The organism is Herminiimonas fonticola (genome assembly GCF_003293745.1).
GTDB classification, from domain to species: Bacteria; Pseudomonadota; Gammaproteobacteria; order Burkholderiales; family Burkholderiaceae_D; genus Oxalicibacterium; species Oxalicibacterium fonticola.
Genome location: NZ_PTLZ01000001.1, coordinates 1,376,081 through 1,391,356, shown reverse-complemented (window position 1 = coordinate 1,391,356; position 15,276 = coordinate 1,376,081). Strand labels below are relative to the sequence as shown.

Genomic DNA, 15,276 nt, shown 5'->3' with positions numbered 1-15,276 from the left:
TGTTTGCAGAATTCCTCCTGCAGGCGCATGCAATGCAACGAAATCCACCAGCAGATTCTGTACAACAGAATGCCTTCATGTATATTCTCTGGCACTAATTGATTCTATTGAGACCCTATGTCCGCTGAAATCCAAGCCTCGCGCCACGAAGCAACGCTCATACTCACGCTCTCCAATCCCGGCGCGAAAAACGCGCTGCATCCGGATATGTTTGCCGCGGCGATTGAAGCCTTGTCGACCGCTGAACGGGACGATTCGATACGTGCCGTGATTCTTACTGGCGCAGATAATTTCTTTTGCGCCGGCGGCAATCTCAATACATTGTTGGAGCTACGTGCAAAAGACAGAATCGACCAAGCCGACGCCGTCGACAGTCTGCGCGGCTGGATAGAAGCGATACGCGATTGCCCGAAGCCGGTCATCGCAGCGATCGAAGGCGCCGCCGCCGGTGCCGGTTTTTCTCTGGCGCTGGCATGTGATTTGATCGTCGCTGGTAGCTCCAGCAAATTTGCCATGTCTTACGTCAAGGTCGGCCTGACACCGGATGGCGGCGCGTCATGGTTTCTCAGTCAAATGTTGCCGCGCCAATTAGCCACCGAAATTCTGCTGGAAGGCAAACCGGTTCTGGCACCGCGCCTGCACGAACTGGGTGTGATCAATCGCATCGTCGCTGATGGTTCTGCACTCAACGTCGCACTGCAATGGGCAGATGAACTGGCAGCGCTTTCTGGCAATGCCGTGGAACGCATCAAATCATTGTCACGCGAAGCGCGTGATCATTCACTGCCAGAACATTTTGAGATCGAGAAAAGCAATTTTGTTGATTGCCTGAATCATCGCGATTCACTCGAAGGAATCAATGCCTTTCTGGAAAAACGCGCACCGCATTACAAATGAATGCGATGCAAAGAAGACGCGTCTATCTGATGCGTCATGGCAGCGTCACCTACTTCGATGAAGATGGCCGACCTTATCCGCCCGACGATGTTCCCTTGAATGAAAAAGGTCGCAAGCAAACCAGTGCCGCCGGCCAGGCCTTTGCACATCAGAACATTCTTTTTGATCGCGTGATCGTATCCAACCTGCCACGCACAATTGAATCTGCGCTGCGCGTGCTGGCAGAAACAGGTCAGCAAATCGAACTCGAACAATGGCCGGAATTTCAGGAAGTACGTGGCGGCGTGCTGGAAGACATACTCGATGATGATCTGGAAGAAGCCTTCACCAGCGCCTTCTCCTGCATGGCAGAAGAACATAAAAAATTTCTCGATGGTGAAAGCATAGGCCAGCTCATCGATCGCATTCATCCCGTCATCGATAGATTGCGCGCCGATCCATCGTGGGATACGGTTCTGCTGGTTCTGCACGGCGGTGTAAATCGCGCAGTGCTGTCCTACGCTATCACTGGCCAGCGACTGTTCCTCGGCAATCTGGAACAATCTCCCGGCTGCATCAATGTGCTGGATGTCGGTGAACGCGCCAACGACTGGGTCGTGCAAACAATCAATTACGCGCCGCTACTGCCGCTGCAGACAGAGTCGCGATACACCAGCATGGAAGCAGTGCTGTATCAATATCGCAAATCGCGCGGACTGTAAGCGCATACCTTCTTCTTTGCTACGCCTGCAATTGCAGGACAAAGCAGACAAATCCGAATTTCTGCATAATCGTACAAAGTTTGCGTGTGCACTTCTGCACGCCACGGCTATTTCTGGAGAAAAAATTGATAGACCTCTATTCCACTGCCACGCCTAACGGTCACAAAATTCACATCATGCTGGAGGAATGCGGTTTTCCTTATCGGATGCATCATATCGACATCGGTGCCGGTGACCAGTTCACGCCAGAGTTTCTGGCAATTTCACCCAACAATAAAATCCCGGCAATTGTTGACAGCAAGGGACCGGACGGCAAAGCTATGTCCTTGTTTGAATCAGGTGCCATTCTGGTTTATCTCGCCAGCAAGGCAGGCAGATTTCTCGGCACTACCGATAGAGAAAAATTCACGACCCTGCAATGGTTGATGTTTCAAATGGGCGGTGTCGGGCCTATGCTGGGTCAGGCGCATCACTTCCGTCTCTATGCGCCGGAAAAAATCGACTATGCAGTCAATCGCTACACGAATGAAGCAAAGCGTTTGTACGGTGTCATCGACAAGCGGCTTGGTGAGAGCGCATACCTCGCTGGCGACACTTATACAATTGCCGATATCGCGACCTTCCCGTGGTTGCGCTCGTGGAAAAACCAGGGGATAGAGTTAGCCGACTTCCCCAACGTGCAACGCTGGTTCAATGAAATCAGTGCACGTCCGGCAGTACAAAAAGGCGTTACGCTGTTTACCGATGTACGCAAGCCGATCACGGACGATAAATCGAAGGAAATATTATTCGGCGCAACGCAGTACGCCAAGCATTAATCAAGACAGGTCCGACGAACGTTTTTTCGCCGCAGGAAAAATCGTTCGTCTTAGGCGTAATGCCGAAGTATCAGTTCCGCCACGCAAACCGGTTTTTCATTACCAGCACATTCCATCGTCGCGTCCCATATCATCTGCACGCCGCCGGAAAATTCTTCAACAGCTTGCAGTATCAGTCGTGCCCGCACCTGGCTGTCGACCGGTACAGGTGCCGGGAAGCGCACCTTATTCAAGCCGTAATTCACCGCCAGTTTGCAAGGTGGAAAAGCAATTGCCGACTGCAACAACATCGGCAACAGGGAAAGCGTCAGAAAGCCATGTGCAATCGGCACACCGTATGGTGATTCGCTACGGCAGCGTTCGATATCAACATGTATCCATTGATGATCGCCACTAGCTTGTGCAAACTGATTGATGCGCGCCTGATCGATGAGTACCCAATCGGATACTGCGACTTCCTGGCCCGCCAGATTCCTGAGTTCGTCCAGCGATGCGATGTGACGCATATCGGTTCCGATCAAATTATTGCAGCGATTGTTTCAATGTATTTGGCAGCGGCAAGGATACGACATCAATACCTTCGTCGGCGAGCGCAGCGCGTTCGTCAACCGTTGCCACGCCGCGAATGCCGCGCTCGGGCGCCTCATTGTAATGAATACGGCGCGCTTCTTCGGCAAACTGAGTACCAACGTCTTCAGTATCGGCTATCACCTTGCGCGCAAATTCCAGCAATTGATCCTGCACGCGATTGCTGTCCTCCCGTGCACGCGCAGTCGCACCGGATAAATTCAAACGAGGAGAGGATGGCAAGCGTTTGATCGCTTGATTGCCGCAGAGTGGGCATTCGATCAAATGTTGCGAGGATTGCGTGAGAAAGTCATCTTCGGAAGAAAACCATCCTTCAAAGCGATGATCATGTTCACAACAGAGGTTATAGACTTTCATGAGTTTGGTGCCCGGGGCCGGACTTGAACCGGCACGCCTGTTAGAGCGAGGGATTTTAAGTCCCTTGTGTCTACCGATTTCACCACCCGGGCATAATCACGATTTTAAAGCACGATCTTAAAATAAAAGCGCCGACGGCGCTTTTGGAAAAACTGGAGGCGGGGGTCGGGATCGAACCGGCGTAAACGGCTTTGCAGGCCGCTGCATAACCACTTTGCTACCCCGCCACGGGTCCGTATTGTACCGCGAAATAAAATCATCCTGCTTGCGGCACAAACGAAACACTAAAACTGACTTGCTAAACTCACTTACTAAAACTTGATACTGCTCACGAATAAAAAAGGAAGCTTGAGCAGCTTCCTCTTTTTGAAATTTGGAGCGGGAGAAGAGTCTCGAACTCTCGACCTCAACCTTGGCAAGGTTGCGCTCTACCAACTGAGCTACTCCCGCATGTACTTCAAACGCTATTACAAAACTATCGATCAAACCTTGATTGAAATTAATACGTCTATCAATCAATAAAAAAGGAAGCTGGATCAGCTCCCTTTTAAAAATCTGGAGCGGGAGAAGAGTCTCGAACTCTCGACCTCAACCTTGGCAAGGTTGCGCTCTACCAACTGAGCTACTCCCGCATCAACAACAGGTGCACATTATAGAGGAATGACTTTAGTTGTCAAGCACTCCAGCACCCAAACTTACAGCAAATGCCCCGCGCTTTCCTTGATCAAGGGCCAAGCCTTGCGTAAATAATAAAACATTGACCATACAGTCAGCACTGCGGCGATCAGCAATAGCCATTGACCCCAGATACGGGTATCGATGCCAAAGAAATTTTCGTAATACAACAACATCGGAATTGCGATCATTTGCGCGATGGTTTTGATCTTGCCGAGCGAACTGACCGCGACCGATTTCGATGCACCGATTTGTGCCATCCATTCACGCAAGGCGGAAATCGTAATCTCGCGACCGATGATGATGAAGGCAATGACTGCATTCACACGACCAAATTCGATCAGTACCAGCAAGGCGCCGGCGACCATTAATTTATCTGCAACCGGATCCAGGAACGCACCGAAGGCCGAGGTCTGATTCCAGCGACGCGCCAGAAAACCATCGATCCAGTCAGTCAAGGCAGCGACGATGAAGATCACAGTGGATGCCAGGCTTTTGTCGAATGGTCCCAGCCACGAATCTGGCAGATACAACACACCCACCATCAGCGGAATCAGCGCGACGCGCAACCATGTAAGAAGAATAGGGATATTGAAGGGCATATCAAACTTTACATTTTCATGAATGTGCACAATGCACGCGTTGCATGCGCACCCGTAATCTAATGCAATTGCTTGTAAATGTCTTCAGCCAATTGGCGGGAAATGCCTTCGACTGATGATAAATCTTCGACACTGGCATCTATTACGCCGCGCAAGCCGCCAAAACGTGCCAGTAATTTTTGTCGCCGTTTCGCACCAATACCTTCAATCTCCTCCAGACGCGAGGTCTGGCGAGCCTTGGCACGCTTGGCACGCATGCCTGTAATGGCAAAGCGATGCGCCTCATCGCGAATTTGTGCGATCAACATCAAGGCACCGGATTCCTTGCCCAGTTCCTGCGACGCACGACCGTCGACGAAGACCAAGGTTTCAAGACCGACCTTGCGGCCCTCGCCTTTCGATACGCCGACGATCAGGCTGATATCCAGTCCAAGCTCGACGAATACTTGGCGCGCCATTTCCACTTGACCTTTGCCACCGTCAATCAGCACGACGTCCGGCATCACGCCGTCACCATTCGCGACTTTTTCATAGCGACGCATCAATACCTGCCGCATTGCTGCGTAATCATCGCCGGGCGTGATGTCGTTGATGTTGTAACGACGATATTCGCCATTTTGCATCGCGTGATGATGGAACACGACGCACGAAGCCTGCGTCGCTTCCCCTTGCGTGTGACTGATGTCGAAGCATTCAACGCGGAAGGCTTCGATATCGTCCACATCTATCTTCAAGGCGTCGACCAACATGCGGGTACGCGTTTGTTGTGAACCTTGTTCCGACAACAGACGCGCCAATGAAATCTCTGCACCCTTCTGTGCCATTTCCAGCCATTGACGCCGTGGCTCCTGCGGTTGAAATACCAAGTTGATGCGATGGCCGCATTGTTCCATCAGCGCCAGCATCAGTTCCGGTTCATCAAACTCGGTATTCAGCACCAATGTTCCGGGGATGAACTTATCGATGTAATGCTGCGCGAGAAAAGCCTTCATCACTTCTGTTGCGACCGACTCATCCGCATTCGTCAACACGTTATCGACATGCGTGGGAAAGTAGGCGCGATCGCCCAAGTGCCGTCCACCGCGCACCATTGCCAGATTGACGCAGGCACGACCGCCCTGCACGATCACCGCGATGATATCGATATCGGCATCGCCGCCGGTATCCATGCTTTGCTGGTGCAATACGCGCGACAAGGCATTGATCTGATTGCGCACCAGTGCGGCTTGCTCGAATTTCAATTCTTCTGCATATGCCAGCATCTTGGCTTGTAAAACTTCCAGTACCTCGGTCTGCCGTCCACGTAAAAATTTCGCCGCATTGTCGACGTCCAATGCGTAATCTTCACGGCTGATGTAATTGACGCAAGGTCCACTGCAACGATGGATCTGATGCAGCAAACAAGGTCGCGTGCGATTGGCGAATACGGAATCTTCACAGGTACGCAGCAAGAATACCTTCTGCAAAATCTGCATCGATTCCTTGACCGCCCAACCGCTAGGGAATGGTCCGAAGTACTGATTTTTTTTATCAACCGCGCCACGGTAATACGCCATGCGTGGAAATTCCTGGCCGGTGATTTTCAGGTAGGGATAGGATTTGTCATCGCGAAACAGGATGTTGTAACGCGGCTGCAAAGTCTTGATCAGATTATTCTCAAGCAGCAGCGCTTCGGCTTCACTACGCGTGATCGTGGTTTCCAGGCGCACGATTTTTTCGACCATCAGCGCCGTGCGCGGGCTGGCGAGATTTTTCAAAAAGTAACTGGAGACGCGCTTCTTCAAGTCGCGCGCCTTGCCTACGTACAGCAAATTATTTTCTGCATCGAAATAGCGATACACGCCCGGCAGGTGCGGCAGCTTGGCTACCGTTTCCAGCACGACTGCGCGCGGATCTGGTGTTTCAATGTCAGACATATTGCTCTTACCAATCCATTACCAAAAAGCGAAAAATGGCATCAGGCTGCAGCCAGCGACAATGCAGCCTTCTTCGCTGCGATATAGCGCGCTTCGCCTTGCAGATCATTCCATGTCAAGGCTGGTGATTGTGGTGTCAATGCCGCAATGCGTGCAGCGGATTGTTGCATCGCTTTGCCATCCTTGATTTTCAAGCCATTCAGCAATTGATCTGCCTTGTCGGGCGAATTGCAAATCAGGACCATGTCGCAGCCGGCTGCCAATGCTGCGTGTGCGCCATCAATCACATTGCCGGCGACACTCGCACCTTCCATGCTCAAATCGTCACTGAAAATAATGCCGTCAAAACCAAAATCCTTGCGCAGCATCGTCAACCACTTGCGTGAAAAACCGGCTGGATGTTTATCGACTTTAGGATAAATGACGTGTGCCGGCATTACACCAGAGAGGCTCAAACCAAGCCAGTCGTAAGGTGCCGCATCTTCAGCCAGAATCTCTTTCAACTCGCGTTCATCGACCGGGATTTCCAGATGCGAATCGGCTTTCACAAAACCATGGCCAGGAAAATGTTTGCCGCAATTAAGCATGCCAGCCAGCATCAAGCCGTGATTCAAACTCTTGGCCAGCAAACTAACCACGCGTGCATCGCGATGAAATGCACGGTCTCCGATCACGCCTGATTCGCCGTAATCAAGATCAAGCACAGGCGTGAAAGATAAATCGACGCCGCAAGCACGCAATTCGGCCGCCAGCACATAACCGATATCGGTTGCGGCTTTGGTTGCGGCCAACACATCCTTGTCCCACAAGGCACCCAACTTGCGCATCGCCGGCAAATGAGTAAAACCATCCGTTTTAAAACGCTGCACACGACCACCTTCGTGATCCACGGCGATCACTATGCCCGAGCGTGCTGCATGTATCGCCGCCGTCAACGCTGTCAGTTGCGCCCTGTTCTTGTAGTTGCGCGCAAACAGAATCACGCCACCCGTCAATGGATGCTGAATTCTGCGTATATCGTCTGCTGTTAATTCTGTACCCACTACGTCCAACATCACCGGACCAAAAGCAGAATCCACTGCCGAATTTGTAGCCACTACTGCGTTCATTTTTTCTCCACAATCACAAAAGCGACCGCGTACTCGACTTCATCTGTAATCGAGACCTGCGCGGTCAGTCCATTCAATTCCATAAATTCTGCCAGTTTGCCACTGGTGACTACGATAGGTTTGCCACTGGGCGCGTTTAGAATCTGCGCCGAACGCCAGGTCATAGGCATGTGTATACCCAAGCCTATCGCTTTTGAAAACGCTTCTTTGGCTGCAAAGCGAGTCGCCAGAAAACGCAAGCCGCGCGCTGCCACTTTGGCTTTGCGTCGCTGATATTTTTCCAGCTCTTCCACGCCGAGTATGCGTTCGGCAAAGCGATCGCCGTGGCGCTCAAGTGCCGCCGCGATGCGGTCTATCTTCATGATGTCGGTACCAATACCGTATATCATTTTTGCAATCCGTTCAGCCGTGCAGCGGTCATGATCGCCTTCATTTCACGCACAGCGTTTTGCCAGCCGACGAATACTGCGTGCGCGACGATGGCGTGACCGATATTCAGTTCGGTAATGTCCCGAATCGCAGCAATCGCCTGAACATTGGTGTAGTGCAAACCGTGGCCGGCATTCACTTTCAAGCCGCGCTTCACACCTTCCAGAACGCCCTGCTGCACACGCTGCAATTGTGTCTGCTGATCGGCTTCATCATGTGCATCTGCATAACGTCCTGTATGCAATTCAATCACAGGCGCACCCGCTTCGGCTGCCGCCTGTATCTGCGCAACGTCGGCATCGATGAACAGACTCACGCGTATGCCTTCGGCTTGCAACTGCTTGATGGCAGTTGATACTTCTGAAAAATACTTTACGACATCCAGGCCACCTTCGGTCGTTACTTCTTCGCGACGCTCCGGTACCAGGCAGACATCTTGCGGTTTGATGCGACAGGCAAAATCGACCATCTCGGACGTGACGGCAGATTCCAGATTCATACGCGTGCGTAATTGCGGACGTATCAATTCGACGTCGGCATCCTTGATGTGACGTCTGTCTTCACGCAAATGCAAGGTGATGGCATCAGCGCCAGCCTCTTCGGCCAGCAATGCTGCTTGCAAGGGATCGGGATAGACCGTGCCGCGCGCATTGCGCAAGGTCGCAACGTGATCGATGTTGATACCGAGATCGATGATGGAAGATTGTGGCTGGAGAAAACTCATCTTGAATTGTGTCCGTTATAGCTGCAACAGGTCTATCAATATCTGGCGCGTGTTCAGGGGCGCGCCATTCAAATGATGCGCGAGTAAAAAGCGCATCAGAAATTTGCTTTGCATTTGCGTGGTCGCATGGCTGTAATCTTCGCTTTCCATATCCAGCAAGGTCTTGCCGGCAACCTGAGGCCAGATATCTGAAGCGCGTGCCGGACGAGGGCCGCGTTCAGGATCAATGACGTAATTAATGTCAGCGATCAAGGGATTGCGGGTCGCTGTACAAATCTGCCAGCTGCCGGAGACACCGGTTTCTTTCAACAGTGCGCGCTCAAATTTACGCAAAACGATGGCCGGCGGCTCGTCATGTGCCAGCTGATTCAAGGCACTGACGTAATGATCGAATAGCGCAGGATGAGGATCGTCACGCGCCAGCAATTTAACTAGCAATTCGTTCAAATAAAAACCGCACAACAAGGCCGATTTTTCCAACGGTAAAAGTCCGCCTACCCATTCTGCGGCGGTCAGTGTGCGTACTTCCGCTTTGCCGCTCCAGCCTACAGACAGAGGCTGAAAAGTTTGCAATACACCGCGCAATTTGGAATGAGGACGCTTGGCACCTTTGGCGACCAGCGCAATGCGTCCGTGGTCACGTGAAAAAACGTCGACGATCAGGCTGGTTTCTTTGTAGGGATAACTGTGCAGCACAAAACCGGGTTGATCGGCAATGCGTATGTCTTTTTCAATAGAGCGCGTGCGACGCGGTGCAGCTTTTGGTGTGGATGCTGATGTTGTCGAAGATGTGGCTGACATGATAGAAGAACCGACATCATTGGCATGCACCACCGACTTTTCTTCATCGGAAGTACGGGACAAAGAATTGACGTCGGCGATGAGTGCAGTCATCTTTAAATCGATTTTATTCGTAGCCGTATGCGCGCAAACCGGCTTCGTTATCGGCCCAACCGGATTTGACCTTGACCCAGATTTCCAGGTAGACCGGACCGCCGAACAGACGCTCCATGTCGAGGCGGGACTGAGTGGAGATATCCTTCAGACGCTCACCCTTGTTACCGATGACCATGGATTTATGCGTATCGCGCTCCACCAGGATCGCGGCAAAGACACGGCGCAGATTGCCTTCAAGTTCAAATTTTTCGATCAGTACTGTACTGGTGTATGGCAACTCGTCACCAACAAAGCGGAATAATTTTTCACGCACGATTTCAGCGGCAAGAAATTTCTCGCTGCGATCAGTGATGTCGTCTTCACCAAAAACCGGTGGATTTTCCGGCAGGTATTTTTTGATTTCGCCTTGCAGATTGTCGAGCTGAAAACGCAATTTAGCTGATACAGGTACGACTGCAGTAAAGTCGCGCTTGGCTGCGATTTGCTGCGCAAACGGCAACAGCACTGCTTTGTCTTTGACGCGATCCGATTTATTGATCACTAATATGCACGGCACATTTTTTGGAATCAGATCCAGCACTTGCTGATCGGCCTGGCCGAAAGTACCGGCTTCGATTACAAACAAAATCACATCAGATGCGGTGAGCGTAGTCGTCACCGTGCGATTCAAAGTCTTGTTCAGCGCATTCGAGTGACGAGTCTGAAAACCTGGCGTATCAACATACACGAACTGCGCATCTTCTATGGTTTGAATACCAGTGATGCGATGGCGTGTGGTTTGCGCCTTGCGCGATGTAATGCTGACCTTGGCGCCTATCAGCTCATTCATCAAGGTCGATTTGCCGACGTTAGGACGACCGACGATCGCGATATAACCGCATCGAAAGTGAGACAGTGCGGTGGATTCAGTCATGCAATTTTGGAATGGGAAGTGGTAGAGGATTTTTTTACGACATCATCTGCTGCAGACGATGGTGTATCGGATATAGATTTAGATACGGTTGTTGCTGGAGCGGTCACTGAAGCTGGCACAAGGTCGGCTTCGGCAATCAGGCTTTTTTGGCCATCGGATACATGATCTGATTTGATATTCAGCTTCGCTTCAGCTTCAGCTTCAGCTTTCGCATCGGCCTTGGCATTTTTCGCATCAAGCTTGGATGAGGCCTTGGATGCAGGCTTGACTTCATCCAGTGGTGCATCCGGCTGTACGGTGGCAATGCCGGCCAACTTCAATTGTGCGGTACGCGGCTTGCTTTTGCGGCTGGAACCTGGCGTTTTTACCAATGCGGCCTGCACTGCGTCCAACGCGAGTTTGGCTGCTGCCTGCTCGCCTGCGCGGCGGCTACCGCCAGTGCCGAATACCTGAATATCCAGCTTGGGCACCAGACATTCAATTTCAAATTCCTGATTGTGTGCGGCGCCATGCGTGGCCACGACATTGTATTGCGGCAGTGCGATTTTTTTGCCTTGCAGATATTCCTGCAACAAGGTTTTTGCATCCTTGCCCAGCGTTTTTGGATCGACGCTATCGAGTATCGGAATATAAAGTGAACGAATCACATCGCGCGCAGCATTGAAACCGGCATCGAGGAAAATCGCGCCAAATAATGCTTCCAGCGTATCAGCCAAAATCGATGGGCGACGAAAGCCGCCTGATTTCAATTCACCTTCACCCAGACGCAAAAACTGCGACAATTCCAGACGCTGTGCGATTTCATACAAGGATTGTTGTTTGACCAGATTGGCACGCAGGCGCGACAAATCGCCTTCATCGATTTTGCTGTAACGATCGAACAATAAAGAAGCAACCACGCAGTTCAAAATGGAATCACCAAGAAACTCGAGGCGTTCGTTATGCACACTACTATGGCTGCGATGCGTCAAGGCCTGCTGCAGCAATACAGCATCCTTGAACGTGTGGCCTAGCCGATTTTGCAATAACGTTACATCCATTTTTCTATCGATTCTTACCTTAAGGTGCCGCTTTTTTCTTCAATCTGTTTTCGTTGGTTGAGCCAGCGTAATCGATCATCAAACTGACGGGCCCCACGAGCGGAATAATCTTCTGATACGCGAAATTGATTTCCACATCATCGCCATTTTTCAGAATTTCCAGATCCTGGCCGCTGATGGCATCAATGTAGCCAACTTCAGCCTGACGGTTGAATGCAGCACGCATTTCAGGAATCCCGCCGCCAACTGCCTTGACGCTGCCGATTGCTTTTTTGATCGAAAAGTATTCTGTCACAGTCGGCGTCACTTTCATCGCAAGTACTGCAATCAAGCCAATGATCGCCAGCACCAGAATCAATCCAACCAGGGTGACACCCTTTTGCTTACGATGCATATGTGCTGCCAATGTCATGTTTGCCATCTACTCGCGCTCCTGACTATGATTATTCAAAACTGCCGATGCGACCAAGATTATTCGGGAAATTACTCAAATTCAACCATACAAAAAATGCTTTTCCGACAATATTCTTGTCTGGTACGAAGCCCCAATAGCGGCTATCCAGACTGTTATCCCGATTATCGCCCATCATGAAATATTGTCCAGCCGGGACTTTACAGGTAAATCCTTCTGCGTCGTAGGTACACAAATCGCGATTCGGGAAATCATGCGGATTCGATACATAGGACGGCGCACGTGGATTATTCAGTATTTGATGCGCCACACCGTTCAGATTTTCAGTCAGCAACTTCGAATAACTGAGTGTCTCTTCATCCAGATAATCAGGCAATGCCTTGTAAGAAACTTGCGCACCATTAACAATCAGGCGCTTGTTACGATAAGTCACCGTGTCGCCAGGAACGCCGACCACGCGCTTGATGTAATCCAGCGTCATGTTTTCCGGGTATTTGAAGACCATGACGTCACCGCGCTGCGGGTCGTTCACTTCGATCACTTTTTTATTCAGAATAGGCAGGCGGATACCGTAAGTATATTTATTCACCAGAATCAGGTCGCCAACCTGCAGCGTCGGCACCATCGATGTCGATGGAATCTTGAACGGCTCATACAGGAAGGAGCGCAAGACGAATACCAATGCAATCACCGGGAAAAAGCTACCTGAATACTCTATCCAGGTCGGTTGGCGCATCAGGCTGGCTTGCAACGCGGCGCGGCCATTGTTATCCGGCTTGACACCCTCGCCTGCCAGTTTGGCATTACGCGCATCGAATTCAGCCAATACCGCATCCGCATGGGCGCGGCGTTTTTTCGCCAGATAAAAAACATCCAGCACCCAGACGATGCCGGTCCCTACCGTCAGGATGAAAAGGATCAGTGAAAAATTGCCCAACAGATCTTGCAATGTCATTTATCGTCCACTTGTAGAATTGCCAAAAACGCTTCCTGCGGGATCTCGACGGAGCCCACTTGCTTCATGCGTTTCTTACCGGCTTTTTGCTTTTCCAGCAGTTTTTTCTTGCGGCTGATATCGCCGCCATAACATTTTGCCAACACGTTCTTGCGCAAGGCCTTGACGTTTTCGCGCGAGATAATATTTGCACCGATGGTCGCCTGGATCGCGACGTCGAACATCTGGCGCGGAATCAGTTCACGCATCTTGGCCGCGACCTGACGTCCGCGGTACTGGCTGTTCGATCTATGCACAATGATGGCGAGCGCATCGACTTTTTCGCTGTTGATCAGCATGTCGACCTTGACCACATCCGAGGCACGATATTCCTTGAACTCGTAATCCATAGACGCGTAGCCGCGCGACGTCGATTTCAATTTATCGAAGAAATCGAGCACGATTTCAGCCATCGGCATTTCGTACACCAGCTTCACCTGACGGCCGTGGTAGCTCATGTCCATCTGTACGCCACGTTTGGCAATACACAGCGTGATGACAGAGCCAACATACTCCTGCGGCATGTACAGATTGACGGTGACGATAGGCTCGCGGATTTCTTCAATCTTGGACGGCTCAGGCATTTTGGATGGGTTGTCTACCTTGATCAGGCTGCCATCGCCCATGATCACCTCATACACAACGGTAGGCGCCGTCGTGATGAGGTCCATGTCGAATTCACGCTCGAGGCGCTCTTGCACGATTTCCATGTGCAACAAGCCGAGGAAGCCGCAACGGAAACCGAAGCCCAGCGCTTGCGATACTTCAGGCTCGTACATCAAAGCCGCATCGTTCAATTTTAATTTTTCCAGCGAATCGCGCAGTGCGTCGTACTGATTCGCTTCGACCGGGAACAGGCCGGCAAACACTTGCGGCTGCACTTCCTTGAAGCCTGGCAGCGCTTCAGCGGCCGGACGGCTGGCCAGCGTGACGGTATCGCCAACCTTGGCAGCCTTCAATTCCTTGATGCCGGCGATGATGAAACCTACCTGCCCGGCTGACAAAGTCGGCAGCGATACCGAGCGCGGCGCAAAGACGCCTATGTTTTCGACCAGATTGACCGAACCGCTCGCCATCAGCAGAATTTTTTCTTTCGGTTTCAGGGTGCCGTTGACCACACGTACCAGCATCACCACGCCGACATAGTTGTCGAACCATGAATCGACGATCAGCGCTTGCAAGGGCGCATCCGGGTCGCCCTTAGGTGGTGGCACCTTGGCGATCAGCGACTCAAGTACATCAGCTACGCCCAAGCCGCTTTTTGCCGAGCATTGCACTGCATCCGTCGCGTCAATACCGATCACGTCCTCGATCTCGGCAATCGCAGCCGGTGGATCGGCATTCGGCAAATCAATCTTGTTGAGAACTGGCACCACCTCTACGCCCAGATCCAGCGCCATATAACAGTTTGCTACCGTCTGCGCTTCCACACCTTGCGAGGCATCGACCACCAGCAGTGCACCTTCGCAGGCGGACAGCGAGCGGCTGACTTCGTAGCTGAAATCGACGTGACCCGGTGTATCGATCAGGTTCAGGTTATAAACCTTGCCATCGCGCGCCTTGTACGACAACGCTGCGGTCTGCGCCTTGATCGTAATGCCACGCTCGCGCTCGAGATCCATGGAATCAAGGACTTGCGCTTCCATTTCTCGATCGGATAAACCGCCGCACAATTGAATAATGCGGTCGGCAAGTGTCGATTTACCGTGGTCGATATGGGCGATGATGGAGAAATTGCGAATGTTGTTCATTAACCAAGTGACAATTACAAAAAAAGCGCTCTATGCTGGGATGTTTTCCCCGAGCGAGCGCCTTGTTACAGAGGGATGACGGCCCCGGCATTTTACCGGATTTCAGAGGGGAAAGCCCAACAATTCCGGCTCTGCCAACTACCCAGGTAAAAATGTGCACAGTGCATGCTTGCCGCGCCATACTCAAACGCGGGCAACAAACGTACGTACTGCCGCCTCATCCAGAAAATAATGGCAAAGCTGCTGCGCCGCTTGCTCATCCTTGCTGGCAAGCAGCACCGGAACCAATTCATCATACTTGGCGACCAGCGCCTCGTCTGCATCAACATCGATCACCGCGATGGACATTGGCTCAACAATTTCCAGCGCACGTAATGCGGCCAGCATGTCGTCACACAAATGACAGTAAGTTCGTGAGTACAAAGTGAAATGAATCAAGGATGGATTCCGCTT

General features: G+C 51.6%; 17 protein-coding genes and 4 tRNA genes. 3 read left to right on the top strand and 18 right to left on the bottom strand.

The genetic code is table 11. The features are described 5' to 3' along the window. Nucleotides 1-117 precede the first annotated feature (117 nt). The 3 genes from Hfont_RS06890 (at nucleotide 118) to Hfont_RS06880 (ending at nucleotide 2,416) form a co-directional block, all read left to right on the top strand. The gene (locus Hfont_RS06890) at nucleotides 118-897 is read left to right on the top strand and encodes an oxepin-CoA hydrolase, alternative type (RefSeq protein ID WP_112991526.1); all 780 of its coding nucleotides are present in this window, start codon (nucleotides 118-120) and stop codon (nucleotides 895-897) included. Then, the gene (locus Hfont_RS06885) at nucleotides 894-1,598 is read left to right on the top strand and encodes a histidine phosphatase family protein (protein WP_112991525.1); all 705 of its coding nucleotides are present in this window, start codon (nucleotides 894-896) and stop codon (nucleotides 1,596-1,598) included. The genes Hfont_RS06890 and Hfont_RS06885 overlap by 4 nt, the downstream gene beginning before the upstream one ends. A gap of 125 nt (nucleotides 1,599-1,723) precedes the next feature. Then, on the top strand, nucleotides 1,724-2,416 hold the full coding sequence (locus Hfont_RS06880; protein WP_112991524.1) for a glutathione binding-like protein: 693 nt from the start codon (nucleotides 1,724-1,726) through the stop codon (nucleotides 2,414-2,416). A gap of 50 nt (nucleotides 2,417-2,466) precedes the next feature. Here the strand turns inward: Hfont_RS06880 and Hfont_RS06875 are convergent, their stop codons facing one another. From Hfont_RS06875 to Hfont_RS06790, 18 genes are all read right to left on the bottom strand, one after another. Continuing rightward, on the bottom strand, nucleotides 2,467-2,922 hold the full coding sequence (locus Hfont_RS06875; RefSeq protein ID WP_112991523.1) for a MaoC family dehydratase: 456 nt from the start codon (nucleotides 2,920-2,922) through the stop codon (nucleotides 2,467-2,469). A 16-nt stretch (nucleotides 2,923-2,938) separates the two neighbouring features. Continuing rightward, nucleotides 2,939-3,361 (bottom strand): DUF1178 family protein, encoded by a 423-nt coding sequence (locus tag Hfont_RS06870; protein WP_112991522.1) that lies wholly within the window; start codon nucleotides 3,359-3,361, stop codon nucleotides 2,939-2,941. 5 nt (nucleotides 3,362-3,366) lie between these two features. Then, nucleotides 3,367-3,453 (bottom strand) — tRNA-Leu (locus tag Hfont_RS06865). Nucleotides 3,454-3,514: 61 nt separating this feature from the next. Beyond that, a tRNA-Cys gene (locus Hfont_RS06860) sits at nucleotides 3,515-3,588 on the bottom strand. Nucleotides 3,589-3,735: 147 nt separating this feature from the next. Beyond that, nucleotides 3,736-3,811, bottom strand: a tRNA-Gly gene (locus Hfont_RS06855). A gap of 106 nt (nucleotides 3,812-3,917) precedes the next feature. Then, nucleotides 3,918-3,993 (bottom strand) — tRNA-Gly (locus Hfont_RS06850). Between the two features lie 63 nt (nucleotides 3,994-4,056). Then, on the bottom strand, nucleotides 4,057-4,638 hold the full coding sequence (gene pgsA / locus Hfont_RS06845; RefSeq protein ID WP_112991521.1) for a CDP-diacylglycerol--glycerol-3-phosphate 3-phosphatidyltransferase: 582 nt from the start codon (nucleotides 4,636-4,638) through the stop codon (nucleotides 4,057-4,059). Nucleotides 4,639-4,697: 59 nt separating this feature from the next. Beyond that, nucleotides 4,698-6,554: an excinuclease ABC subunit UvrC gene (gene uvrC / locus Hfont_RS06840; RefSeq protein ID WP_112991520.1), complete on the bottom strand. Its 1,857-nt coding sequence runs from the start codon at nucleotides 6,552-6,554 to the stop codon at nucleotides 4,698-4,700. Between the two features lie 41 nt (nucleotides 6,555-6,595). Further along, nucleotides 6,596-7,663, bottom strand: a complete 1,068-nt coding sequence (gene nagZ / locus Hfont_RS06835; RefSeq protein WP_112991519.1) for a beta-N-acetylhexosaminidase — start codon at nucleotides 7,661-7,663, stop codon at nucleotides 6,596-6,598. Next, nucleotides 7,660-8,052, bottom strand: a complete 393-nt coding sequence (gene acpS, locus Hfont_RS06830; RefSeq protein ID WP_112991518.1) for a holo-ACP synthase — start codon at nucleotides 8,050-8,052, stop codon at nucleotides 7,660-7,662. The genes nagZ and acpS overlap by 4 nt, the downstream gene beginning before the upstream one ends. Beyond that, the gene (pdxJ, locus tag Hfont_RS06825; protein ID WP_112991517.1) at nucleotides 8,049-8,816 is read right to left on the bottom strand and encodes a pyridoxine 5'-phosphate synthase; all 768 of its coding nucleotides are present in this window, start codon (nucleotides 8,814-8,816) and stop codon (nucleotides 8,049-8,051) included. Before pdxJ ends, acpS begins: the two co-directional genes overlap by 4 nt. Before the next feature lie 15 nt (nucleotides 8,817-8,831). Continuing rightward, on the bottom strand, nucleotides 8,832-9,617 hold the full coding sequence (recO, locus tag Hfont_RS06820; RefSeq protein ID WP_421800989.1) for a DNA repair protein RecO: 786 nt from the start codon (nucleotides 9,615-9,617) through the stop codon (nucleotides 8,832-8,834). 106 nt (nucleotides 9,618-9,723) lie between these two features. After that, the gene (gene era / locus Hfont_RS06815; protein ID WP_112991515.1) at nucleotides 9,724-10,626 is read right to left on the bottom strand and encodes a GTPase Era; all 903 of its coding nucleotides are present in this window, start codon (nucleotides 10,624-10,626) and stop codon (nucleotides 9,724-9,726) included. After that, nucleotides 10,623-11,666: a ribonuclease III gene (gene rnc, locus Hfont_RS06810; protein WP_112991514.1), complete on the bottom strand. Its 1,044-nt coding sequence runs from the start codon at nucleotides 11,664-11,666 to the stop codon at nucleotides 10,623-10,625. Before rnc ends, era begins: the two co-directional genes overlap by 4 nt. Before the next feature lie 19 nt (nucleotides 11,667-11,685). After that, entirely contained in the window at nucleotides 11,686-12,087 is a 402-nt protein-coding gene (locus Hfont_RS06805; RefSeq protein WP_338322770.1) for a DUF4845 domain-containing protein, read from the bottom strand. A 22-nt stretch (nucleotides 12,088-12,109) separates the two neighbouring features. Then, entirely contained in the window at nucleotides 12,110-13,033 is a 924-nt protein-coding gene (gene lepB / locus Hfont_RS06800; protein ID WP_112991513.1) for a signal peptidase I, read from the bottom strand. After that, entirely contained in the window at nucleotides 13,030-14,823 is a 1,794-nt protein-coding gene (lepA, locus tag Hfont_RS06795; protein ID WP_112991512.1) for a translation elongation factor 4, read from the bottom strand. The genes lepB and lepA overlap by 4 nt, the downstream gene beginning before the upstream one ends. A 183-nt stretch (nucleotides 14,824-15,006) precedes the next feature. After that, nucleotides 15,007-15,246, bottom strand: coding sequence for a glutaredoxin family protein (locus tag Hfont_RS06790; RefSeq protein WP_338322773.1), 240 nt, complete (start codon nucleotides 15,244-15,246; stop codon nucleotides 15,007-15,009). Between the last annotated feature and the right edge of the window lie 30 nt (nucleotides 15,247-15,276).